13 protein-coding genes are annotated in these 18,483 nt (G+C 40.0%); 1 reads left to right on the forward strand and 12 read right to left on the reverse strand.

What is annotated here, in order from left to right:
- Nucleotides 1-337 precede the first annotated feature (337 nt).
- Nucleotides 338-3,190, forward strand: coding sequence for an ATP-binding protein (locus NWP22_RS05530; protein WP_280801609.1), 2,853 nt, complete (start codon nt 338-340; stop codon nt 3,188-3,190).
- A 9-nt stretch (nt 3,191-3,199) separates the two neighbouring features.
- Here the strand turns inward: NWP22_RS05530 and NWP22_RS05535 are convergent, their stop codons facing one another.
- The 12 genes from NWP22_RS05535 to NWP22_RS05590 all read right to left on the reverse strand — a co-directional run.
- Entirely contained in the window at nt 3,200-5,356 is a 2,157-nt protein-coding gene (locus tag NWP22_RS05535) for an AAA family ATPase (protein ID WP_271733419.1), read from the reverse strand.
- Nucleotides 5,357-5,468: 112 nt separating this feature from the next.
- On the reverse strand, nt 5,469-5,963 hold the full coding sequence (locus NWP22_RS05540; protein ID WP_271733418.1) for a PsbP-related protein: 495 nt from the start codon (nt 5,961-5,963) through the stop codon (nt 5,469-5,471).
- An 87-nt stretch (nt 5,964-6,050) separates the two neighbouring features.
- On the reverse strand, nt 6,051-7,892 hold the full coding sequence (locus tag NWP22_RS05545) for an eCIS core domain-containing protein (RefSeq protein ID WP_280801610.1): 1,842 nt from the start codon (nt 7,890-7,892) through the stop codon (nt 6,051-6,053).
- Nucleotides 7,893-7,919: 27 nt separating this feature from the next.
- On the reverse strand, nt 7,920-8,348 hold the full coding sequence (locus NWP22_RS05550; RefSeq protein WP_271733416.1) for a hypothetical protein: 429 nt from the start codon (nt 8,346-8,348) through the stop codon (nt 7,920-7,922).
- A gap of 33 nt (nt 8,349-8,381) precedes the next feature.
- Entirely contained in the window at nt 8,382-10,271 is a 1,890-nt protein-coding gene (locus NWP22_RS05555) for a phage tail protein (protein WP_271733415.1), read from the reverse strand.
- Nucleotides 10,253-11,236, reverse strand: coding sequence for a baseplate J/gp47 family protein (locus NWP22_RS05560; RefSeq protein ID WP_271733414.1), 984 nt, complete (start codon nt 11,234-11,236; stop codon nt 10,253-10,255). The genes NWP22_RS05555 and NWP22_RS05560 overlap by 19 nt, the downstream gene beginning before the upstream one ends.
- A 3-nt stretch (nt 11,237-11,239) precedes the next feature.
- Nucleotides 11,240-14,818 (reverse strand): putative baseplate assembly protein, encoded by a 3,579-nt coding sequence (locus NWP22_RS05565; protein WP_280801611.1) that lies wholly within the window; start codon nt 14,816-14,818, stop codon nt 11,240-11,242.
- Nucleotides 14,819-14,824: 6 nt separating this feature from the next.
- Nucleotides 14,825-15,211, reverse strand: coding sequence for a GPW/gp25 family protein (locus tag NWP22_RS05570; RefSeq protein WP_280801612.1), 387 nt, complete (start codon nt 15,209-15,211; stop codon nt 14,825-14,827).
- The gene (locus NWP22_RS05575; protein ID WP_271733410.1) at nt 15,211-15,918 is read right to left on the reverse strand and encodes a phage baseplate assembly protein V; all 708 of its coding nucleotides are present in this window, start codon (nt 15,916-15,918) and stop codon (nt 15,211-15,213) included. The genes NWP22_RS05570 and NWP22_RS05575 overlap by 1 nt, the downstream gene beginning before the upstream one ends.
- Nucleotides 15,915-16,982: a phage late control D family protein gene (locus tag NWP22_RS05580; RefSeq protein WP_271733409.1), complete on the reverse strand. Its 1,068-nt coding sequence runs from the start codon at nt 16,980-16,982 to the stop codon at nt 15,915-15,917. Before NWP22_RS05580 ends, NWP22_RS05575 begins: the two co-directional genes overlap by 4 nt.
- 11 nt (nt 16,983-16,993) lie before the next feature.
- A complete protein-coding gene (locus tag NWP22_RS05585) occupies nt 16,994-17,647 on the reverse strand; it encodes a CIS tube protein (protein WP_271733408.1) in 654 nt (217 codons plus the stop codon).
- On the reverse strand, nt 17,638-18,483 hold an 846-nt coding region (locus NWP22_RS05590), incomplete at its 5' end, for a hypothetical protein (RefSeq protein ID WP_280801613.1). The genes NWP22_RS05585 and NWP22_RS05590, both read right to left, overlap by 10 nt.

Below are 18,483 nucleotides of genomic sequence, written 5' to 3' on the forward strand. Positions count from 1 at the left end.
ACCCTCCCCTCAAGATGGGAGGGAACTGGATTAGATTGTTCCCTTCGACTACGCTCAGGGAACAGATTCCGGTGGTTGAGCGTAGTCGAAACCACAATGAGCGGAGTCGAAACCACAATGAGCGTAGTCGAAACTGCGATCGCCCCTATTCCTTCGACTCCGCTCAGGGAACATTGAGAGGGGATGTTTTAAAGGTTATGATTAATGTATCAAATATTTATTGTCTGACCCCACCCTCACCCTCCCCTTGTAAAAGGAGGGAACTGGATTTGATTGTTTCCCCCGTTCCCTACTCTCCTGCTCCCCCTGAAAAACTTATAAAACAACTTCTAAAATTATGGCAAATATTAAACCTTGGTATAAAATCGATGGACTGACACCCCGGGAAGACCTACGGGAAGGTAAACCTTTAGATGCGGCGGAATTTGCCGTACATTTAGACCAGGTGAGGAATAAAACAGCACCTGATGATTATCAACAACCAGCCAGATTCTTTGACCGTACCTATTTAACTAAATATTTAACTGAATTTGCAGCCCAAGTTGTGCGGCGTTTATCTGGGGAAAAAACCCAAACTTCTGCTGTTTTCAACCTTTCAACCCAATTCGGTGGCGGTAAAACCCACGCCCTGACTTTATTATATCACCTGGGACTGGGTGGGGCTGATGCGGCACATTGGACGGGGGTAAAAAAGATATTACAAGCAGCGGGTGTACCCTCCGTTCCCCCAGCAGCAGTAGCTGTATTTGTGGGGACTGAATTTGATTCTATTAATGGACGTGGTGGACAGGATGGTACACCATTACGCAAAACACCATGGGGAGAAATCGCCTATCAGTTAGGTGGTGAGGCTGCACTAGCTATATTAGCAGAACACGAAAGGGAATTTATCGAACCCAAGGGAGATGTGATTAAGCAATTTCTGCCTAAGAATCAACCTTGTTTGATTTTAATGGATGAAATTCTTAACTATGTTAGTACTTACCGTTGTAAAGGTTATCATAACAGCTTATACAATTTTATTCAATCATTGTCGGAAACTGCCAGAAGTTTAGATAATGTGGTCTTAGTGGTTTCTATTCCCGCTTCGGAAATGGAATACACCACGGAGGATGAGGGCGACCAACAAAGATTTAAGAAAATGCTGGATAGGGTGGGTAAACCTATCATGATGTCAGCAGCTGGGGAAACCTCGGAAATTATTAGAAGAAGATTGTTTGAGTGGGATGCTGGGGCTGTAACTACGGATGGTAGAGTTATGTTACCCAAGGATGCGGTGAATACTTGTAATGAATATGCTGATTGGGTATTAGACCACCGTCAACAATTACCTAACTGGTTTCCCGTAGATGCTCCGCGAGAGGCTTTTTATGCTACCTATCCTTTTCACCCTTGTGTATTGTCAGTATTTGAGCGTAAATGGCAAGTTTTACCCCGGTTCCAACGCACTCGGGGAATTTTAAGACTGTTAGCTTTGTGGGTATCTCATGCTTATCAAAAAGGATATCAAGGCGCACACCGTGACGCGTTAATTAGTTTAGGTACTGCTCCCCTGGATGACCTAAATTTCCGTACAGCACTGTGGGAACAATTGGGGGAAAGTAGATTAGAAGGTGTTGTGACTACGGATATTTGCGGACGCAAAGATTCCCATGGGGTGCGCTTGGATGCAGAAGCTGATCAGCAAATTAAAAAAGCACGACTACACCAGAAGGTAACAACGACGATATTTTTTGAGTCTAATGGTGGGATTGTACGCAGTGAGTCTACTATACCAGAAATTCGGTTAGCTGTGGCAGAACCATCTTTGGATATTGGTAATGTGGAAACTGTGCTGGAAACTCTGGCGACCAGTTGTTATTATCTGTCAATAGAAAAAAATAGGTACTCTTTTAGTCTCTCACCTAATTTAAATAAAATTCTCGCCGACCGTCGCGCTAATATTCAAGCTTCCCGAATTACTGAGAGGGTAAAAGCAGAAATTAAAAAGGTGTTTACCCCGGAATTGGGTATAGAGTTAGTGCAGTTTCCCGAAAGTTCCGCCGCGATCGCCAATAGTCCTATTCTACGTTTAGTTATATTAGCACCAGAATATTCTCGGCAAAATAGCCAAACCATGGAAATGGTGGAATCCATGACTAAGGAATGTGGGACATCCCATAGAACCTTTAAGAGTGGGATCATTTGGGCGATCGCGGATAGTGATGGGAAAATGCGAGAAGAGGCCAGAAAGATTCTCGCTTGGGAGGATATACGGGAGGAGGAGACACAATTAGATGAAAATCAAACCCGTCAGTTACAAGAAAATCTCAAAAGATGTGAGGTGAATTTAAAAGAGTGTGTGTGGAATGCTTATAAGCACGTGGCTTTTTTAGATAAAAATAACGAAATCAAGTGCAATGATTTGGGACAGTTTAACTCTAGTCAAGGGGATAAACTAGTTAAGTTAATTATTAATAAGTTACGTCAAAGTGACCATGTGACTGATAGTATCACCCCCCGCTTTTTAGTCAAAAATTGGCCTCCAGCTTTCACAGAATGGAGTACGAAAGCTGTCCGGGATGCTTTTTTTGCCTCCCCACTATTTCCCCGACTGTTAAATAGTGATGCTGTCAAAGATGCGATCGCCCGTGGGGTTAAAAATGGGACTTTAGCCTATGTGGGTAAAACCAGTAATGGGATTTACGACCCTTTCCACTATCAAACCAGCTTGAACCCTAGGGATGTGGAAATTTCCGAGGATATGTTTATTATTACCACAGAAACAGCCCAAGGTTATCAAGCAGCCTTAGCTGTGGCTGAAAACCCATCAACACCAACCCCGGAACCTACTACCAATACCCCAGTTAATACGACCAGTCTCACCAATACTGTGGCGGAGGCTCCTGTACTCTATGTAAGCAATAATACTAAATCATCCAAGGAGGAGCCGGAAACAATAGCCGCTGCACCAGTTGTATTACCAAGATTATTAAAGTGGAGTGGTGAAGTCCCCAACGGAAAATATATGAGTTTTTATACTAAAGCAATTAGTAAATTTGCTGCTGATCCTAATTTGAAGTTGAGACTAAAAATAGAGTTTGTAGTCGAGGGAGAATTGACACCGGAAAAAATCCAAGAAACCCAAGTTGCACTAGCTGAGTTAGGTTTAGATCAACATATTGAAACTGATATGACTATGGGAGGGTGAACCGCTGTTTTACAAACCTTTGAGAATTTTACCCATTTTTTGATACTCACGACGGACTGCTTGGATTAAATGAGACATTTTAATTTCTTGGCTATCATCTGCGGCCAGAAATGCAGCAGCTAAAGCAATATTACGAATATTAGCCCCTGTGAGTTCAAAATTACGGGCGAGAAAATTTAAATCTAAATCATGACTACAGGGTAAGTTGGGGGGAAATATTTTTTCCCAAATCTGGTATCGTTGCTTTTCATTGGGAAAGGGGAAATCAATAATAAATCGCAGTCGTCGTACAAAAGCATCATCCATATTCATGCGCAGATTGGTTGTGAGAATGGTTATCCCCTCGTACTCTTCCATTTTCTGCAATAAATAACTGATTTCTAGGTTAGCATAACGATCATGGGCATCTTTGACTTCACTGCGTTTACCAAAGAGGGCATCTGCTTCATCAAATAAAAGAATAGCATTGGCATGGGTAGCAGCAGTAAAAATGTGATTGAGGTTCTTTTCTGTTTCCCCAATATATTTACTCACAATTTGGGAGAGGTCAATTTTATATAAATCAAGTTGTAATTCTTGGGCGATGATTTCCGCGGCCATGGTTTTACCTGTTCCTGGGGTTCCAGAAAACATGACATTTAACCCCCTACCTTGGGATAATTTACTGGTAAAGCCCCACTTTTCCCAGACTAAATGCTGATGCTTGACTTGATTACAAATTTCTCTTAATAAATTCTTTTGATTATCTGGTAATACAATATCTTCCCAAGTATACTTGGGTTGAATGTGACGGGCTAGACTGCCTAAATCTTGTCCTGATAGGCTTCTGACTGCTGTAAATAAATCACTTAATGTGATCGGTTGTTGTTGAGTAGATTTTCTGTCACCAAACCCTGATACTGTAGTTTTCCAGGTGACTTGATGAATTGCGGTGGCCACAGCATTGGCTATCTGTTCACAGGTGAGACGAAAGCGATCGCTTAAGCTATCCAATTCTAGCTCATCCAGGGTAATAGCTGCGGCTTGTAAGTAATTTTGCCAATAAAAACGACGCTGTTCAAAATTGGGGATGACAAAGGGAATGGTAATTACTGTTATGGCTGTATTTGCAGTATTTACCCCCGGTTTAATACCCCCAAGGATAGTAACTAGAGGATATGCTGTTAACTGCTGGATGAAGGTGTGATATAAAAGAGCATTTTCTTTAGTTTGCAAAACATCTAAATCTTCTATATACAGCAGAGCATTTTTAAACCAAGCTTCCCGGAATAATAATTTTATATTTGTTGCAAATTCCCCTTTGTTCTCCACAATCCGCCCCAATGCTGCGATTAATAAAGGTACTCCCAATGATTGGGCGATCGCCTCAGCGGTGTGACGTTTCCCTGATTTATCCTCACCTGGAAAATATAAATTGAGGGGTTTACCTGCTTGCCAATTAGCGGTGATGATAGCGAGTAGACCTTGCTTAAATTCTGGTTTTAAAGGTAAATTATCTAAATTAAATTTAGGGGTAATTAGTTGACAAAAGCCCACAAGTCTGCTATCAATTCCCTGTTCTCCTAATAATATTTGAATAACTTGGGCATCGAGTTTAAGATTATGGGCTAGTAGGGGAGGATCTGTTTGGTGAGATTCTGGGGAAAGGTGGAGTAAATCATGAGTAATTAGGGGCGCACTAGCACTAAAATGAACCCGGCGGGATAATTTCTCTATGGCTGAACTACACAGTAAATTCAGGGCTAAATCTACCGTGGGGCGTTTACAGCGGATATCATCTTGGAGATAGGCGTAAAGTCTTTCATAGCGGCGGTCTAGTTCTGGAGCCAGTGCGATCGCGATAATATTGATATCAAAATCTGATAAATTAAAATTATCCTGTAGCCAGGCTAACCCAGAATTTTCCTGAGTCCTATCAGTAAAAAATTCTTTAACCGCAGATTCTTTAATTGTCAATATTGGTATTCCCGGTTCTCTGTCCAGCAACCTTTGAACTTGTGCGTCATTGATTTGTATTCCGTGATATGGGTTATTAGCCGCTTCTGAACCATAAGCCAATTCCGCGGATGCTATAGCATTTTCTAGCAGTTGATCCAATTTTTCTAGAAGCAGCAATAGTTGATTATAGTTCCCAATATGTCCGGGTAATGTACTTTCAATCAACATGAGAGTATTTAAAAATTGCAAAATATTAATAGCATTTTCATAAAATAATGTATGGAGAATGAAGAGGAAATTATTCCCCATACATTATGATAGTCAAGGGAATTATTGAACTTTACCTGGTAATTTTTGTTGATTGCAGAATTGCATTAAATATTGGTAAATATTTTTCTGCTAATGGTTTTAAAGTGGCCGCATTGATGAGGTAAAAACTAGAATCATTTAATTTAATTAAAGATTGTAGTTGGGAGAGCCGCAACCCGGTATTTTCTTCCGTCCACTCGTAGTGTCTCACATAGGCAGGGTGATCTGCTATGGGAAAATTTTCTTCGCTGATGAGTTGAAAGTCATTATAATCCTGTGCCATCTCCTCTAGAGATTCTTTAATCAATGTTTCAAACCAACCAGGATTATTGTTATCAGGTTCTCCTAGTCTGTAACTCATTGTAGAACGATACTCATCGAAATAATCTTCAAAACCCGTTTCTGGTTCGCCAAAGATTCTAAATTGCAATTCACTAATGATTTCTCCACTCCAGTTTTCTGGTACGGAAATAGATATTCCTATTTCCTCATTTAAATAAGTTACCATTGGGGGTAATTCTGTCATATTTTCCTGCTTTTTCTGATAAACATTTTTGGTTAATCAAACTAAGAAGGGGGATAATTTTGAGCCATTTCCCCCTTTAAAAGGAAACTAAGATTCAGAATCGCTATTTTTTTCAGATTGATAGATAGATTTACCTATCTTGTATATTTTTTTACCTTTCTCATACACCTTGTTAGCGACTCTCTGTCCTCTGGCTGAAAGACGGGCGAATATTTTCTTCTTGACCTTATCTTTAACCTTGCTAGCAATAGCCTTACCAATTCCTTTGACATCGACTTCGATATCACCATCGACACCACCACCAATACCCAGAGTTGTGCTTAAACCACCGCTTAACTTGAGCTTACCGTCCTTAAATTCAAAAGTACCCTCTACCTTAGCGCCGATACCTGCTTGGGCCTCTACCTCACCGGAAAGTTTAACTAAAACTTTACCTTTGTATGAAAGGGACTTACTACCTTTAGCAGAAGCTCTAGCTCCAGCAAAGGCTTCCAGCTTAACTGATGAACTTATTCCTTTTTTGGAAATGCTCAAATTGCCATCAGCTTTTGCTTCAGCACCTGCAAAAGCTTCACCTGATAACTCAGCAGCTACTTTTAAATTACCGATTTCACCACTTAACTCTATTTCTATATTGCCTTCAACCCCTGCTTTAGCTTCAGCTTCACCAGATAGTTCTAAACCTATCAAAGCTCCCAGTTTGGCCTCACCTTTGGCTGCGCCCTTAATACCCATAAAGGTACTGAGCTTGGCTTTAAAATCTCCCTTGAATTGACCAATTATTGCTTGATGCTCTGTAGAGAGTTCAGCACTTAGTCCGATGCTGCTAGATACTTGAGCGATCGCCGAGAAGCCATTGACGATATCCATGACTACTTTAAATTCGGCTTCATTTTGTATTCCTATACTTTTTTTCAGAGAAGTTTCGGAACTATAATTGAGTATATCTGATTCTATTTTAGTTTTCTTAGTAGATTCACCAAAAAAACCTATTTGCTGCATGACTTTTACAGCTTTTTCGATTTGTTCTGGAGAGGCTTTATTAATTTTTTCAATTTCTTTTTCTATCCCTTTAGTAATTTTTTCCTCTCTTTCTGTGGTCTTTGTTGTGCCGTTTCTTTCTGAAATTACCTTACTTTTATCTTCCGTATTTTTTTTCTGAATTACACCCTGTCTTTGCACTAATCCATTATTTTGCTGTACGACGTGGGTTAATTCATGGGCAATTAATTCCTGTCCCTGCTGACTACTAGGTTGATATTCTCCCTGGCGAAAGAAGATATCTTTACCTGTGGTAAATGCTTTAGCTTGTAGAGATTGACTAAAATGATGGGCTTGACTGTCTTTGTGAACACGAACTTGCCTAAAGTCAGCATTAAATGCTTGTTCTAAAGGTTGCTGTAAATTTTGAGGCAGGGATTCTCCTTTCCCTCTTGCTTTTTGGATAGATGCTTCTACATCAGACTGTACCATTGTCTGTGTGGGATGAGGTACAGACTTGCGCATTAATTTTTGGCTGGGAATAGCCTTAATTTCTGGGTTAGGTAATGGCTGGGAAACAGGCTGATTTATCTGCTTAACGACTTGTGCCGCCACTTGATCAGCTTCTTGTTCATATTTATCCCCGGCTTGATGAATTCTTAGTTTTGTCTGTACCACATTACCCTGTCTATGACTTGTCAATTCATGGGACAAACCACGAAATAAAGGGCGACGTTGAATTAATGAGTTATCTGGTGGTTGATGCGGCGAACTTGGGGAGGAAATCAGCCGACCTAGGGCTCTGTTACCAAACATCTCTTGTAGTTCTTCTGCTGGATGGATATCGCGGTTATTGTGAGATGGGCTTGGTTGTTGGGCTGTGGGTTTGGTCTTTTTGGTTTGGCTTTGTCGCAAAGTACCCATAATATTAGCCTCTACTTTTTTCATGACTGGTGTGGATGTGAATATTAACTTTTATGTTCCTTTGACACGAAAGTTAGTAGTGATAAAACTCCCAGTCCCAGAATATTGGGGTGTGGGGTCCGGAACAGGTCCGCCGGGTGTGGGTTGCTGTGCGGGAACAACAACTTGAAATTTAGCTTTAAATGTACTTCCTTTGAGTAAAACGGGTTTGCTGTTACATTTGGTTCTCAGGGCTTTTTGATTGGGGGCGAGGGAGTCTATGGAAAGGATTCCTACGCCGGGAATGGGATGTGAGGGGGTCATATAGGGACAACCGGGAACGATGACGCTTTTTTCATCCCCATCAACACACACCATTTTTTTGTTAATCATGTTTTTACTCGACCCCACTATATTACCAGGAATTACGGTGACAATTGCTTGTCCAAATGGGGGGTTAAACATGGCGATGTCGCCTGTGGTTAAAATATAGTCTGACATAATAATTGGGATAAAAAAATTAATTAATGTTCATCAATCTACCCAAGCTTCTTCTTTAATTGTGGCATCCTTGAGCATTTGGGGGGTAACTCTACCAATGATGGTGTTACCTTGTACTCGTCCGTTATTGTTTAACCGACAAATTTCCAGTACATTCACCCTGGGACTCAAATTAAACTCTTGTTCTACAATGACTTGAGAAACCGGTTGTTGATTGAGATTAAAGTTGATTTTGATGGTGATTTTACCTGACACTGGACAGTCATTAACGTTAGATAAGACGACATAAAACCCTTTGGGATTCTCCAAAAAACGCTGATAGCTAACTTGGTGTGTCCCCCGTATTCCTTGGGCGGAAAATTCTAAGTTAGGCATTAAGGGTCTAAAGGTGGAAGTACAAGATTGAATTCTTAATGTTAAAAGTCTGGCTATTTTTTCTCCTGCGGTTTCTGCTACTCCTGTAAGTTCGACAATTGTTTCTATTTCTATTTTCTTTTTGGCTGGAGAATCAAATAATTTAAAGCGGTAAATTCTTTCTAACCATTGGGAGTTAGGAACCAGTCGCATGGTTGCGCCGATTTTAGTCCCGATCAATGTATTACCAATTTTGTTTTCTTGATGGCGACGGTAAATTTTTAATTGGGTCTGTTCAGCGTTTGTGGGAATTTGCAAGGATGCACCCACTTGGTTACCTAAGCGAGTATTACCTTCCATGCTGTGCCATAATGGTCTGGGTTTGTAAATTCTTAGCCTGGCATCATGGACTAAACGCATGGTTTCACCGACTCTCGCACCCAGGCGAGTATTACCATCTATCGGTGTGATTTGGGGCTGATGAATGTTTAAGGGGGGTTCTGGACAAAGATGTAAGGTTTGTTCTGGTTCGGAGTCCAGGCGAGTATTTCCCGGCATTAATTCTAATTGATTCAGGGGGCGATAAATTCTTAAGTTAGGTTCTAAGTCAAAGGGTAGGGAATCAAAGATAATGTGGGAATATTGTTGCCGGTTGAGATGAAAGTTAACTTGAACGGTAATTTTACCTGTGAGTTGTTCACTGCTTAAATTAGATAGGGCAATAAAAAAACCATCAGGATTGCCAATAAATTGCTGATAAAATACAGTTTGTCTGACATCAGGCCCCATCTGGCTGCCATTGGGTTCTAGGGGTAAGTTTTTTCCCTGAATACGAATTAATATTTCTTTTTCTAGGGGATGTTCTGGCGGGTAATTATCGAGTTGAATCCTGGCCTGAATTTGAAATTTTTGTTCTGGGGGTGCATCAAATAAAATAAAGGGGTAACAACCTCCCCATGCTTGGGTAATTTGCATGGTGAGTGTTAAGATTCTTAAAGCATAATAAGTATGGGCGGGTTTTTCTTGGTCAATAATTCCTTTAGAAATACGGAATTCTCGCCAATATCTCTCTGGGTCAATAACTTGATTGCTGGGTAAGGCCAGTTGAACTTGAAAATAATGGGGTTTGTTGTCAAATTCAAATATAGAAATTGTCCGTTGGGGATAAGTCAAACCGAAACTTTCTAAATAAATTTGCAGCATATTTTTCATGCCGCTAACTGTTCCCCGAAATTTGTACAGGGGAACTATCTTACTAATAAATTGGCGTTTGGTTTTCTCATCCCAATCATCCCGCAAACTTAAAGCTACCCATCCGGCTAACCAGGGTAAAAATTCCGCTGGGGTTTGTTGGGGGTCAAAATAGGTGTGAATTTGATCAATCAGGGTTTCTAAACCCCAGGGGGAGGCTGTATTTTTGTCAACAATTTGGGGTGTAAAATCTGTTTCTTCCTCATTAAATCCACTGAGAATATTTTCAAAGGCGAGTAAAAATCTACCTAAAAAGGGATCTGTTTCCAGATAAGCTGGTAGATATTCTAAATAACTACTTAGTCGTTCTTTTTCCATTTGTCTCCTAAACGTTGCATTGTGGTAATTTCACCAATCTCTAGTGTGACTAATTCATTTTCTTGTAAGGAAATGGCGGTGAGTTGATTTTGGGCGTTGATTTGCTGTCGATGTGGTTCAAATTCGCTGATGTGAATTTGTTCTACATAATCAACTCCTGGTAAATGATCAAATAATTCATAAAGTTCAGAAACATAAATATCTCTGCCAAAGGGATAACCTTGATTTTGCCAATATTCTGGACTGGGGAAAGGATTAAAGAAACCTGTGAGTCGGCGTTTGGCTTCTGTTTGCACTGCCTGATATGAGGCACTATCATGTAAATATAAGGTGACCGCAACTTTAATGTTGACATAGTTGGGTTCGACTATGTGCAGACGGGTGCTAATTAGTCTTCTTTGATCAAGAAATTTTTTAATTGTTTTTTTAATAATTTCTGTGTCTGGAGTCTGGATTTTGGGTAAGACGACTAAGGTAATATGTGCTTCTACTAGCTGGTTAATGTCTGCATTTTCCAAGTCTCTTTCTGGTAAACAATTTACCCGCGCCATGATCGCAGCTTCTCCCCAGCATGCGGCTGTTTTGGTTTGCAACCAGTCAAATAAGATGATTTGCTCAAAGTCTGTGGCGGTGACGGCTCGGTAACGTTGCCGTATTTGTACTAGTGTTTTCTGAATTTCTGCTTGTAAAATGGCATTCTGTTGACTGGTTGATTTTGCTGCTTGTAATTTGTAAGGTTCTCCTTGAAGTAGTGTTAAAAAGGCGGATTGGTTGCGATTGGTAATTTGATTGGTGCGATATAACACCATTTCTGTTAACCAGGCGAATAATTCAATCAGGATAATTCCTGTATCTGAGGGGTTGTGATCTGTCCATTCGGGGGCTTCACTGGGAATGAGGCCAATGGCTTCTTGTACTAGGTCGGTATAGGTGCGATCGTCCAGGTTGGGTAAGGGTAATGTCATGGTTTAAGTGTCTCCTGGTAGTTTTAAGGTGACGATATGTTGACCTGAGTAAATCATGGTCTGGATATCGATGACTGCATCGACAGGTTGAATATCTAGGGCGCGGACATACTTAACTCCTGGTACTTTTTCCAGGACAGCATAAAGGTCAGAATGATGAGGTTTACGGCCAAAACTCCATCCCTTTCCCTGATCTCCCCCTGTGAGGGGATGTAAAAAACTATGTATGCGATCGATTACAGCTAGTTTGACCGCATCAGCATTTTCTACAGCCACGGGGACAATTTCCGTAATTACTCTGATTTCTTGCCATTTGGGTCCTGAGACTAGTAGGGTAATTGTGGGGACAAATCGGGCTTGTAAATAATTCCGCACGCGATTGAGTAATGCTAGTGTGGGGGTGGGTTGGCGTTCTTCACCATAGGGAACGATAATGACTAAGACCCGACCAGCGCGAATTTCGTGATTGAAAACTTTGATGTGATTTTCTTGTAAAGCTGCCTTAGATGTACCATCAGGTTCTAGCCAGAGTTCTTCTAGCAAGGGATTATAATCAGGAAACATCATTTCTGGGGTGATAATTTTTACCCTAGCTATATCTATAGATGCTTCATAAACTAGGTCTTCAAAATCCTGGGCGGTGACGGCGCGGTTACGGTGGCGCAGTCGTTTAGGCGATCGCTCTTTGAGTTTGTCTAAAGATTCTTGCTCGTTTCCTCCTGTAGCAGCCTCCCAATTAATTACACTGTCTATATAGGGAATAGTGGTTTTGAGTTCAGCGATGGTTTGGGGGGCGCGATTGCCTTGAATACCGCCTCCAGTACAGTATTTACTTAACCTAATATTGTTACGTCCTCGTGGGGGAATCATCCCCGCTTGTCCATCACCAAAGTAAATTTTCCCGGTTTGGCGGTCAAGAACATAATGACGGTCTTTAGGGCTAGAACTATAAAAATCTGGTACTTCTTCCCAAGGTATCCACACTTCTACTAACCGCCCGGTTTCATCTATCACAGGTACAATATTTCCTGATGCTTGTGCAATAAGGCGTTCGTCATCAGGTGGGATTCTCCCTTCTTGAATTTCTAATTTTTGTCCCAGGAGAATGGGGGAATGGGTGGTAGTAAATACTTGTTTGGGTTCGTTATTACTAGAACCTAAAATCTCATTTTCTAAGGTAATAGTTTGACTTGCCCAAACAGTATTAGTGCGGACAGAACGCAGCCGGGGAGGTACGGTAAAATCGGCAGAAATGGCTAGTTGTTGAAAAAGGTAGCGCATTAATCCGTATAGTCTTAACCGTTGAAATCCTAATGCCCAATTAAAGATATATATCAAGCTAAAGGGCAGATTTTCCCAATTATTTGGCTGTTTCCGAGCGCGTAACCAATACAGTGGTTTACCAAAGTAAGGTAAGGGAATAAAGTCTGTAGGTCCGATAAATTGAATTAAACCTTTTTGGACAAAGGCTTGGGTTTCATCCTGGACAATTAAGGGTTCCCATCCCCTAGGGCTAGGATACTCCCAAGCAATTCTGTGTAAATTAATGTCAGTTGTCCCCCGGTTGGCGTTGGGTAAAACTTCTTCTTGTCTTGGGGGTTCGATTTGCAAGTAAAGTGTGTTGGGACGATGGGGAAATGGTTGATTAAATCCCAAATACAAAGCAGAGTCACGGTTAAGTCGGGGTGTTAAGGGATGAAAACAACGGATGACTCTACCCGCACGTTGATGATGATAATTGAGGGGTTTGGTGAAAATAACTAAGTTGCGATCGCCATCAATGAGTTCAATTTGCTGTTTTTCTGGGTGATTATCATCAAATTTAAGGAACTCACCGATTTTAAAGGGGCTGACATCATCCAGATGTATGATAGTTTCCCCTGGTTGAGCAGCTTGAGATAATCTCACTAATACAGGAGTGCCTTCACAATAGATAAAATCATTGTAGGCATAATAAAAGGCAGGTTTTTCTAAAGCAACTGTATAAGTAATGCTTACCGATTCCACTACAGGGGGATCAAAGGTATCAGGAGTATTTTCCGCCATGGTAAATTTACTTAAAACCCGACTACCAGCTGTGTAAGCATTCCGGGTGGTGTTCTCTAAAATTAGCTTTCTTTGTGCTTCTACTTTGCCAATAATTTTAATTTCTTCTTGGAGAATTTCACCCCCAGAAGTTTGCAGGCGGATAATATTGTCAATGTCTAATTCATCGACACTATCAACGTATATTTCTGATTGTCCAGAGCTGATATTTTGAGCAACTAGGGTAACATCATTATAGACAACATATTTTCTTTCTCTGCCTTTTCTGCCATAAATACCGTTAGTAATTCTGGCACGAATCCAATAATAATTTTCTTCCTGATTCTCAGCTAATTCTGGTAAATTTTGGGGAAATTGAAAGGTAGTTGATGTACTATTTTCTATAAACTTAATGGGTGATGAGTTATTATCCCATCTAAATTGATTTTCATTAGTTGTTGTTTCAATAATTTGCCATTCTTGCCGGTTACCTATTTCCCAAATAATTTCCAAGTCTTGGGTATAAGTCGGTTGATGACTCAATTTAGCATCAATGATGATAGCGACTCCGGGTTTAATATATTCATTATCGAGAGGAATAGAAAAAGTATCGTTACGCAGGGGTGTAGTCCCAAAGGGGTAAAATTCTTTGCTTAAATCTAGGGAAGAGGTGTTAAATAAACAGAGTTTGGGGGTTTGGGTATGATTAATATTAACACTGAAATTAATTTGGGTGATTTCGGGTAAATTTTGCCGGTTGTGTGGTATCAAAGCGACTTTTAACCATTTTGCTTTCTGCCCGTTGATTTCCACAGGCATTAATTTGGGTAAATGTGTTAAAGTAATAATTAATTGTGCTGCATCTGCTTGGGTTTGTACATTGCTTAATGTTTGCCATTGTTTTGCATCCCAATAAAACCATATATCGAGTAATGCTTGCAGTTTAATGGCACTGTTTGGGCTATCAGTATGTATGGTGATAGTAGCAGTTGTTAATTCGGGAATCTGAAAAATTTCTTCACAATTGATATATAAATAATGCTCAACTGGTTGATGACCAGTAAAGGCTAAAAATGGTTGATTTTGGTGAGCGATAGCAGGAATGGTGTGTTGAGTGCGATCGCTGTAATAATCCCGGTCTTCTATGACAAACATTGCTTGTAATTTCGTCCCGGTAACTAACAAATCTTGTTCGGTTTCAAAGATAACCTCTTGTTTCTCGTTTTCTACAGGCGGTGCTGAGATTTGGGTATGGGCGGGAACAAGGGAATCTACAGGACTACGGCCTGCTAAACTAAAAGTGAGGGGGACTCTAGCGGGTTGGGGTGGGGTTTGTTGAGTCCCAATTAAGTTGAGAAATGCTAGTAAGTTGCGGTCGGGAACGCGATTGAGGCGATCGCTGACTACTGTAGCCATGCGGCTGAAAATCCGCGTTAGTGCTGAACCCGCATCTGATTTGTTAAAATCTTTACCTGTATATTTATTAACTAAAGCTTGGGTTTGTGCAACCAAATCTTCATAGCTGCGTTGGTCAATTTTAGGTGGAGGAATAGACATAATTCGCTACTGTAAATAGAAAGGATAAACTAAATTAAAGGCATTATTAGTGGTGCGAACTTGATAATTAATGGAAATGTGCAGCACATTAGGTTGAGAGGGATGGGAAAGCAAATCAATATTTAAAATATCTATGCGCGGTTCCCACTCCACTAGAGCCGAACGTACATCACTAATGATTTCGCCGACTGTACCGGCGCTATTGGGTGCAAAAACGCGATCATGAATTCGACAGCCAAAATTAGGACGCATGACACGTTCACCCCTGGCGGTACTCAAAATTGCCCAAATTGACTGACGTACACAATCTTCGTACTTTGCCATTACCAGTTTTTTGTGATCATCAAACTGTACAGGATAGGTCCAACCTACCCCTAAAAAATCAATATCCATTACATCACCTCCAAGGCCCCGTTATTAACCTTGACTCCCGCAGCACAGGTAATTTCTAAGCCTGACTTAGCTGCAAATTCCGCTTTAGATTTAGCTTCAATGCTGCAATTTGAACCCGCTTCTATTTTACATTCTTGTTGAGTCTTAATTTCCAGATTCTTACATTCAATGGCAATATCTTTGTCTGTACTTTTGATAGTAATTTTTCCCTTAGCTTCAATATTGATGTCTTCTTCTATTTGAACACTGAGGGAATTTTTCTCACAATCAATGGTAATTATGTTTTTACCACTTTTATCCTCAATAATAATTTTCTCTTTATCTTCCGTATCATCTAAAACAATTTTATGACCACTGCGGGATTTAATCATGCGGATATTATTTTCCCCATCATCATTTTCTAAAGGTGGTTTATCCTTACCATTCCATAAACTGCCTAAAATATAAGGAAAGGCAATATCACCATGTTCAAAAGCCACTAAAACTTCATCATCAACTTCAGGTAAAAAGTAAAATCCCCTATCTTCTCCCGCCATGGGAGTCATAACCCTAGCCCAAGCGCTTTCATCTTCATCTGATAACCAGGGGAACTTGACCTTAATTCGCCCTACTCCATCGGGGTCTTTAATATTAGTAACCACGCCAATAGTGACACCATAAAAGCGAACATTGGGGTCATCTGGTAATAACAAATCTATTCCCATCATGATGCGGTTCTCCTGGCAGTAAATAAAGTACTATAACCCTGGGATTCCGAGTAATTATGTTCGGTTGATGTCACATAATACATTCCACTAAATCGCTTTCCCACTCCAGTTACTTCGATAACTTTGGCAATTCTCAAAGTAGGAATTCCCGGACAAGTTCCTTCAGCGTTTATATAGGCGATCGCCATATCTTTAAACTGTCCTAAAGCTATTTGATCAGCTTCTTCCTTGCTAGCTACTGGTTGAATAACTACAGTAGAAACAGATTTACCAAAGCTTTCTACCGCCTTTGGTCCAGTAGTTTTACCCCCCATTTTACTTCCTTCTTTACCTGCAGCAGCTTTACCTATAACTTCTTTTTTATCTTCCGGTATCCATCCCTTTACTTCCACCTCTTCCACCTGAGACATCGTACTTAACCGGGGTAAAAATTCCCGTAAATTTTCTTCAAACTTTAAAGTTACAACCTTTTGACCATCGTTTTGTGGAGGTTGAAAATATAATGTTTTCTTATCAATAACTACTTCATAGCCAATGCGTTCTGCACGACTTTGGAGAAAATCCCAATCAGTTTGATTATGCTGCAAAACATACTCATGTTTCACATCAGTATCCTTAACTTTTGGTGATAGTCCCCTAGCTCTAGCGATTTGACTAGCAATATCACTATCTTTCATTTTCGCATAGGATTTTGTTTTAGTCCCTCGTAACAAACGGTGACGCATATCATGTCCCCTTACTACTAATATCGGCGCAGAACTTTGGAGAAACTCAGGTTCTAATCCCGTAATTTCTCCCACAATTACCGTTCTTAATTGATTCTCATAACCCATTTGAATTTCTACTTCATTACCAATTTCAAATAAATCATCATCAATCCAAGTTAATTTACCCTTAGCTAAATCCCAACTAGCAAATTCCAAGGTAAACATACTTGGTGCTTCTATATCTTCATATACTTTCGCTGAAATTAAATCAGCACTCGCTTGAGCAGAAAGCTTCTGTCCTTTAATTAAAACTTTAATATTAGGAGAAAGAGTTTTTGCACCACCATAATCAGACATATTTCCCTCCTTTAAGTGTAACTTTCAATTCGCAAAGGTGGAATCGTCAAAACTAACCCCGGTGGTATTTTACGGGGATTATCTAGCTGGTTTTCCGCTGCAATTATTCGCCATAAATTAGGATCTCCATATTCTTCATGAGCAATACTGCTGAGGGTTTCTCCTCTTTTAACAATACGAACCGGGTCATCAATTAAATTCTCTTCCTTCTGTTGTTTTTCTGGTTCCGTCCACTCTCTAAACACACAATTCAAAGTAGCGCGCACCGGTGTACCATCTTCCAAAAACTGGGTTAGAGTTTTCGTCACACTTTCTAAAACACCATCGGGTAATAAAACGCTATCTTTTCCCCCAATAGTTCCCCAAGTTAGCTTACATCGAGGTGGTCTTTTCTCGCTTGTCCCAATTCTGGGACGAGTTAAATTAAAAACTTTTTTGGTGTATTGTTGGACATTTTCCGGAGGAGAACCTGTGAGAGTGGTATCAAAGAATAACTCTATGGTTAATGTTGCTAAATCCTTAGAAGGAATTAGACCTTTTTCGCCAATTGTCCAACCAGTTTTATTAATTTGTACTTGGTTAGGATTAAACAAAACTTCGATTTCATCGGCGAAATCTCCCTCACTACTTTTTTCGGCTTTAATTTTTAACTTTTCTAGCGCCATTTCCTTTTCCCTCTCCGTTCACTTTCTATAACTAGTCTGCGCATGATTCTACGTTCTACTTTTTCTACTAAATCATCAACATTAATCTGAGGTGGTATACTTACTCCTTCTAGTGATGTTTTTTGACTTTGGTTAATTGGAGGAGGATGTGAATTAACAGAAGAATAGGATATATTTGTTGTTTCGTTTACCGGAATAATATTGCTGATATGATTTGGTGACTGATGGGATGATGTGCTATGATTATCTTTTGAAATCAAATTTTTCTGGTGAGCTATTTGTTCACTATTTAAGTTATTTACCTTTTCTTTAGCAATAGGATAATTAGACCATATTAATGGTTCTAATTCAGGTAAATATGACTCAGAATTAACTTTTACTATTGGTAAATCAAGTTTATCATTAACACTAGTAGTTTGGTGACTATCTTCTGCATTTTCAGCCACAACTGAAGGTTTTTTTGTCTGTAACTGCTCGAATAATAAAATTTGTTCATTATCAGCTGATTTTGGCTTTTTAGCTCTCGAATAAACTACTAATGTATTTCTTAATTTTGGCTGAATTGGCGTGTTTAAATTTGATGTATAATTTTGAATATTAATAGTAGAGTTTAAGCTGTCAATAACCGGAGAAATAGTATTATTTTTTTTCACTAAATCGATTAAAGGGTCCGTAAATTTTGACGGGGATAGTTGATTAACTAGAGGGATGTCTTGTGAGGATTGATTTGGGAAAGATTTTTCAGCGGAAACTACTGGTAAGCTGACACTGGGTGATGATGTAGTTTCTCCAATGGGAGAGTTGGGATTAACTACATTAACTAGAGGGATGTCTTG

This window comes from Anabaenopsis tanganyikae CS-531, from assembly GCF_029891675.1.
Taxonomy (GTDB): domain Bacteria; phylum Cyanobacteriota; class Cyanobacteriia; order Cyanobacteriales; family Nostocaceae; genus Anabaenopsis; species Anabaenopsis arnoldii.

Bases quoted from the DNA above. Each gene is read 5' to 3' on its own strand.
- NWP22_RS05565 (WP_280801611.1), bottom strand. From the start codon at position 14,818: ATGTCTATTCCTCCACCTAAAATTGACCAACGCAGCTATGAAGATTTG.
- NWP22_RS05540 (WP_271733418.1), bottom strand. From the start codon at position 5,963: ATGACAGAATTACCCCCAATGGTAACTTATTTAAATGAGGAAATAGGA.
- NWP22_RS05575 (WP_271733410.1), bottom strand. From the start codon at position 15,918: ATGATGGGAATAGATTTGTTATTACCAGATGACCCCAATGTTCGCTTT.
- NWP22_RS05570 (WP_280801612.1), bottom strand. From the start codon at position 15,211: ATGGATATTGATTTTTTAGGGGTAGGTTGGACCTATCCTGTACAGTTT.
- NWP22_RS05555 (WP_271733415.1), bottom strand. From the start codon at position 10,271: ATGGAAAAAGAACGACTAAGTAGTTATTTAGAATATCTACCAGCTTAT.
- NWP22_RS05530 (WP_280801609.1), top strand. From the start codon at position 338: ATGGCAAATATTAAACCTTGGTATAAAATCGATGGACTGACACCCCGG.
- NWP22_RS05580 (WP_271733409.1), bottom strand. From the start codon at position 16,982: ATGTCTGATTATGGTGGTGCAAAAACTCTTTCTCCTAATATTAAAGTT.
- NWP22_RS05560 (WP_271733414.1), bottom strand. From the start codon at position 11,236: ATGACATTACCCTTACCCAACCTGGACGATCGCACCTATACCGACCTA.
- NWP22_RS05545 (WP_280801610.1), bottom strand. From the start codon at position 7,892: ATGAAAAAAGTAGAGGCTAATATTATGGGTACTTTGCGACAAAGCCAA.
- NWP22_RS05585 (WP_271733408.1), bottom strand. From the start codon at position 17,647: ATGGCGCTAGAAAAGTTAAAAATTAAAGCCGAAAAAAGTAGTGAGGGA.
- NWP22_RS05535 (WP_271733419.1), bottom strand. From the start codon at position 5,356: ATGTTGATTGAAAGTACATTACCCGGACATATTGGGAACTATAATCAA.
- NWP22_RS05550 (WP_271733416.1), bottom strand. From the start codon at position 8,348: ATGTCAGACTATATTTTAACCACAGGCGACATCGCCATGTTTAACCCC.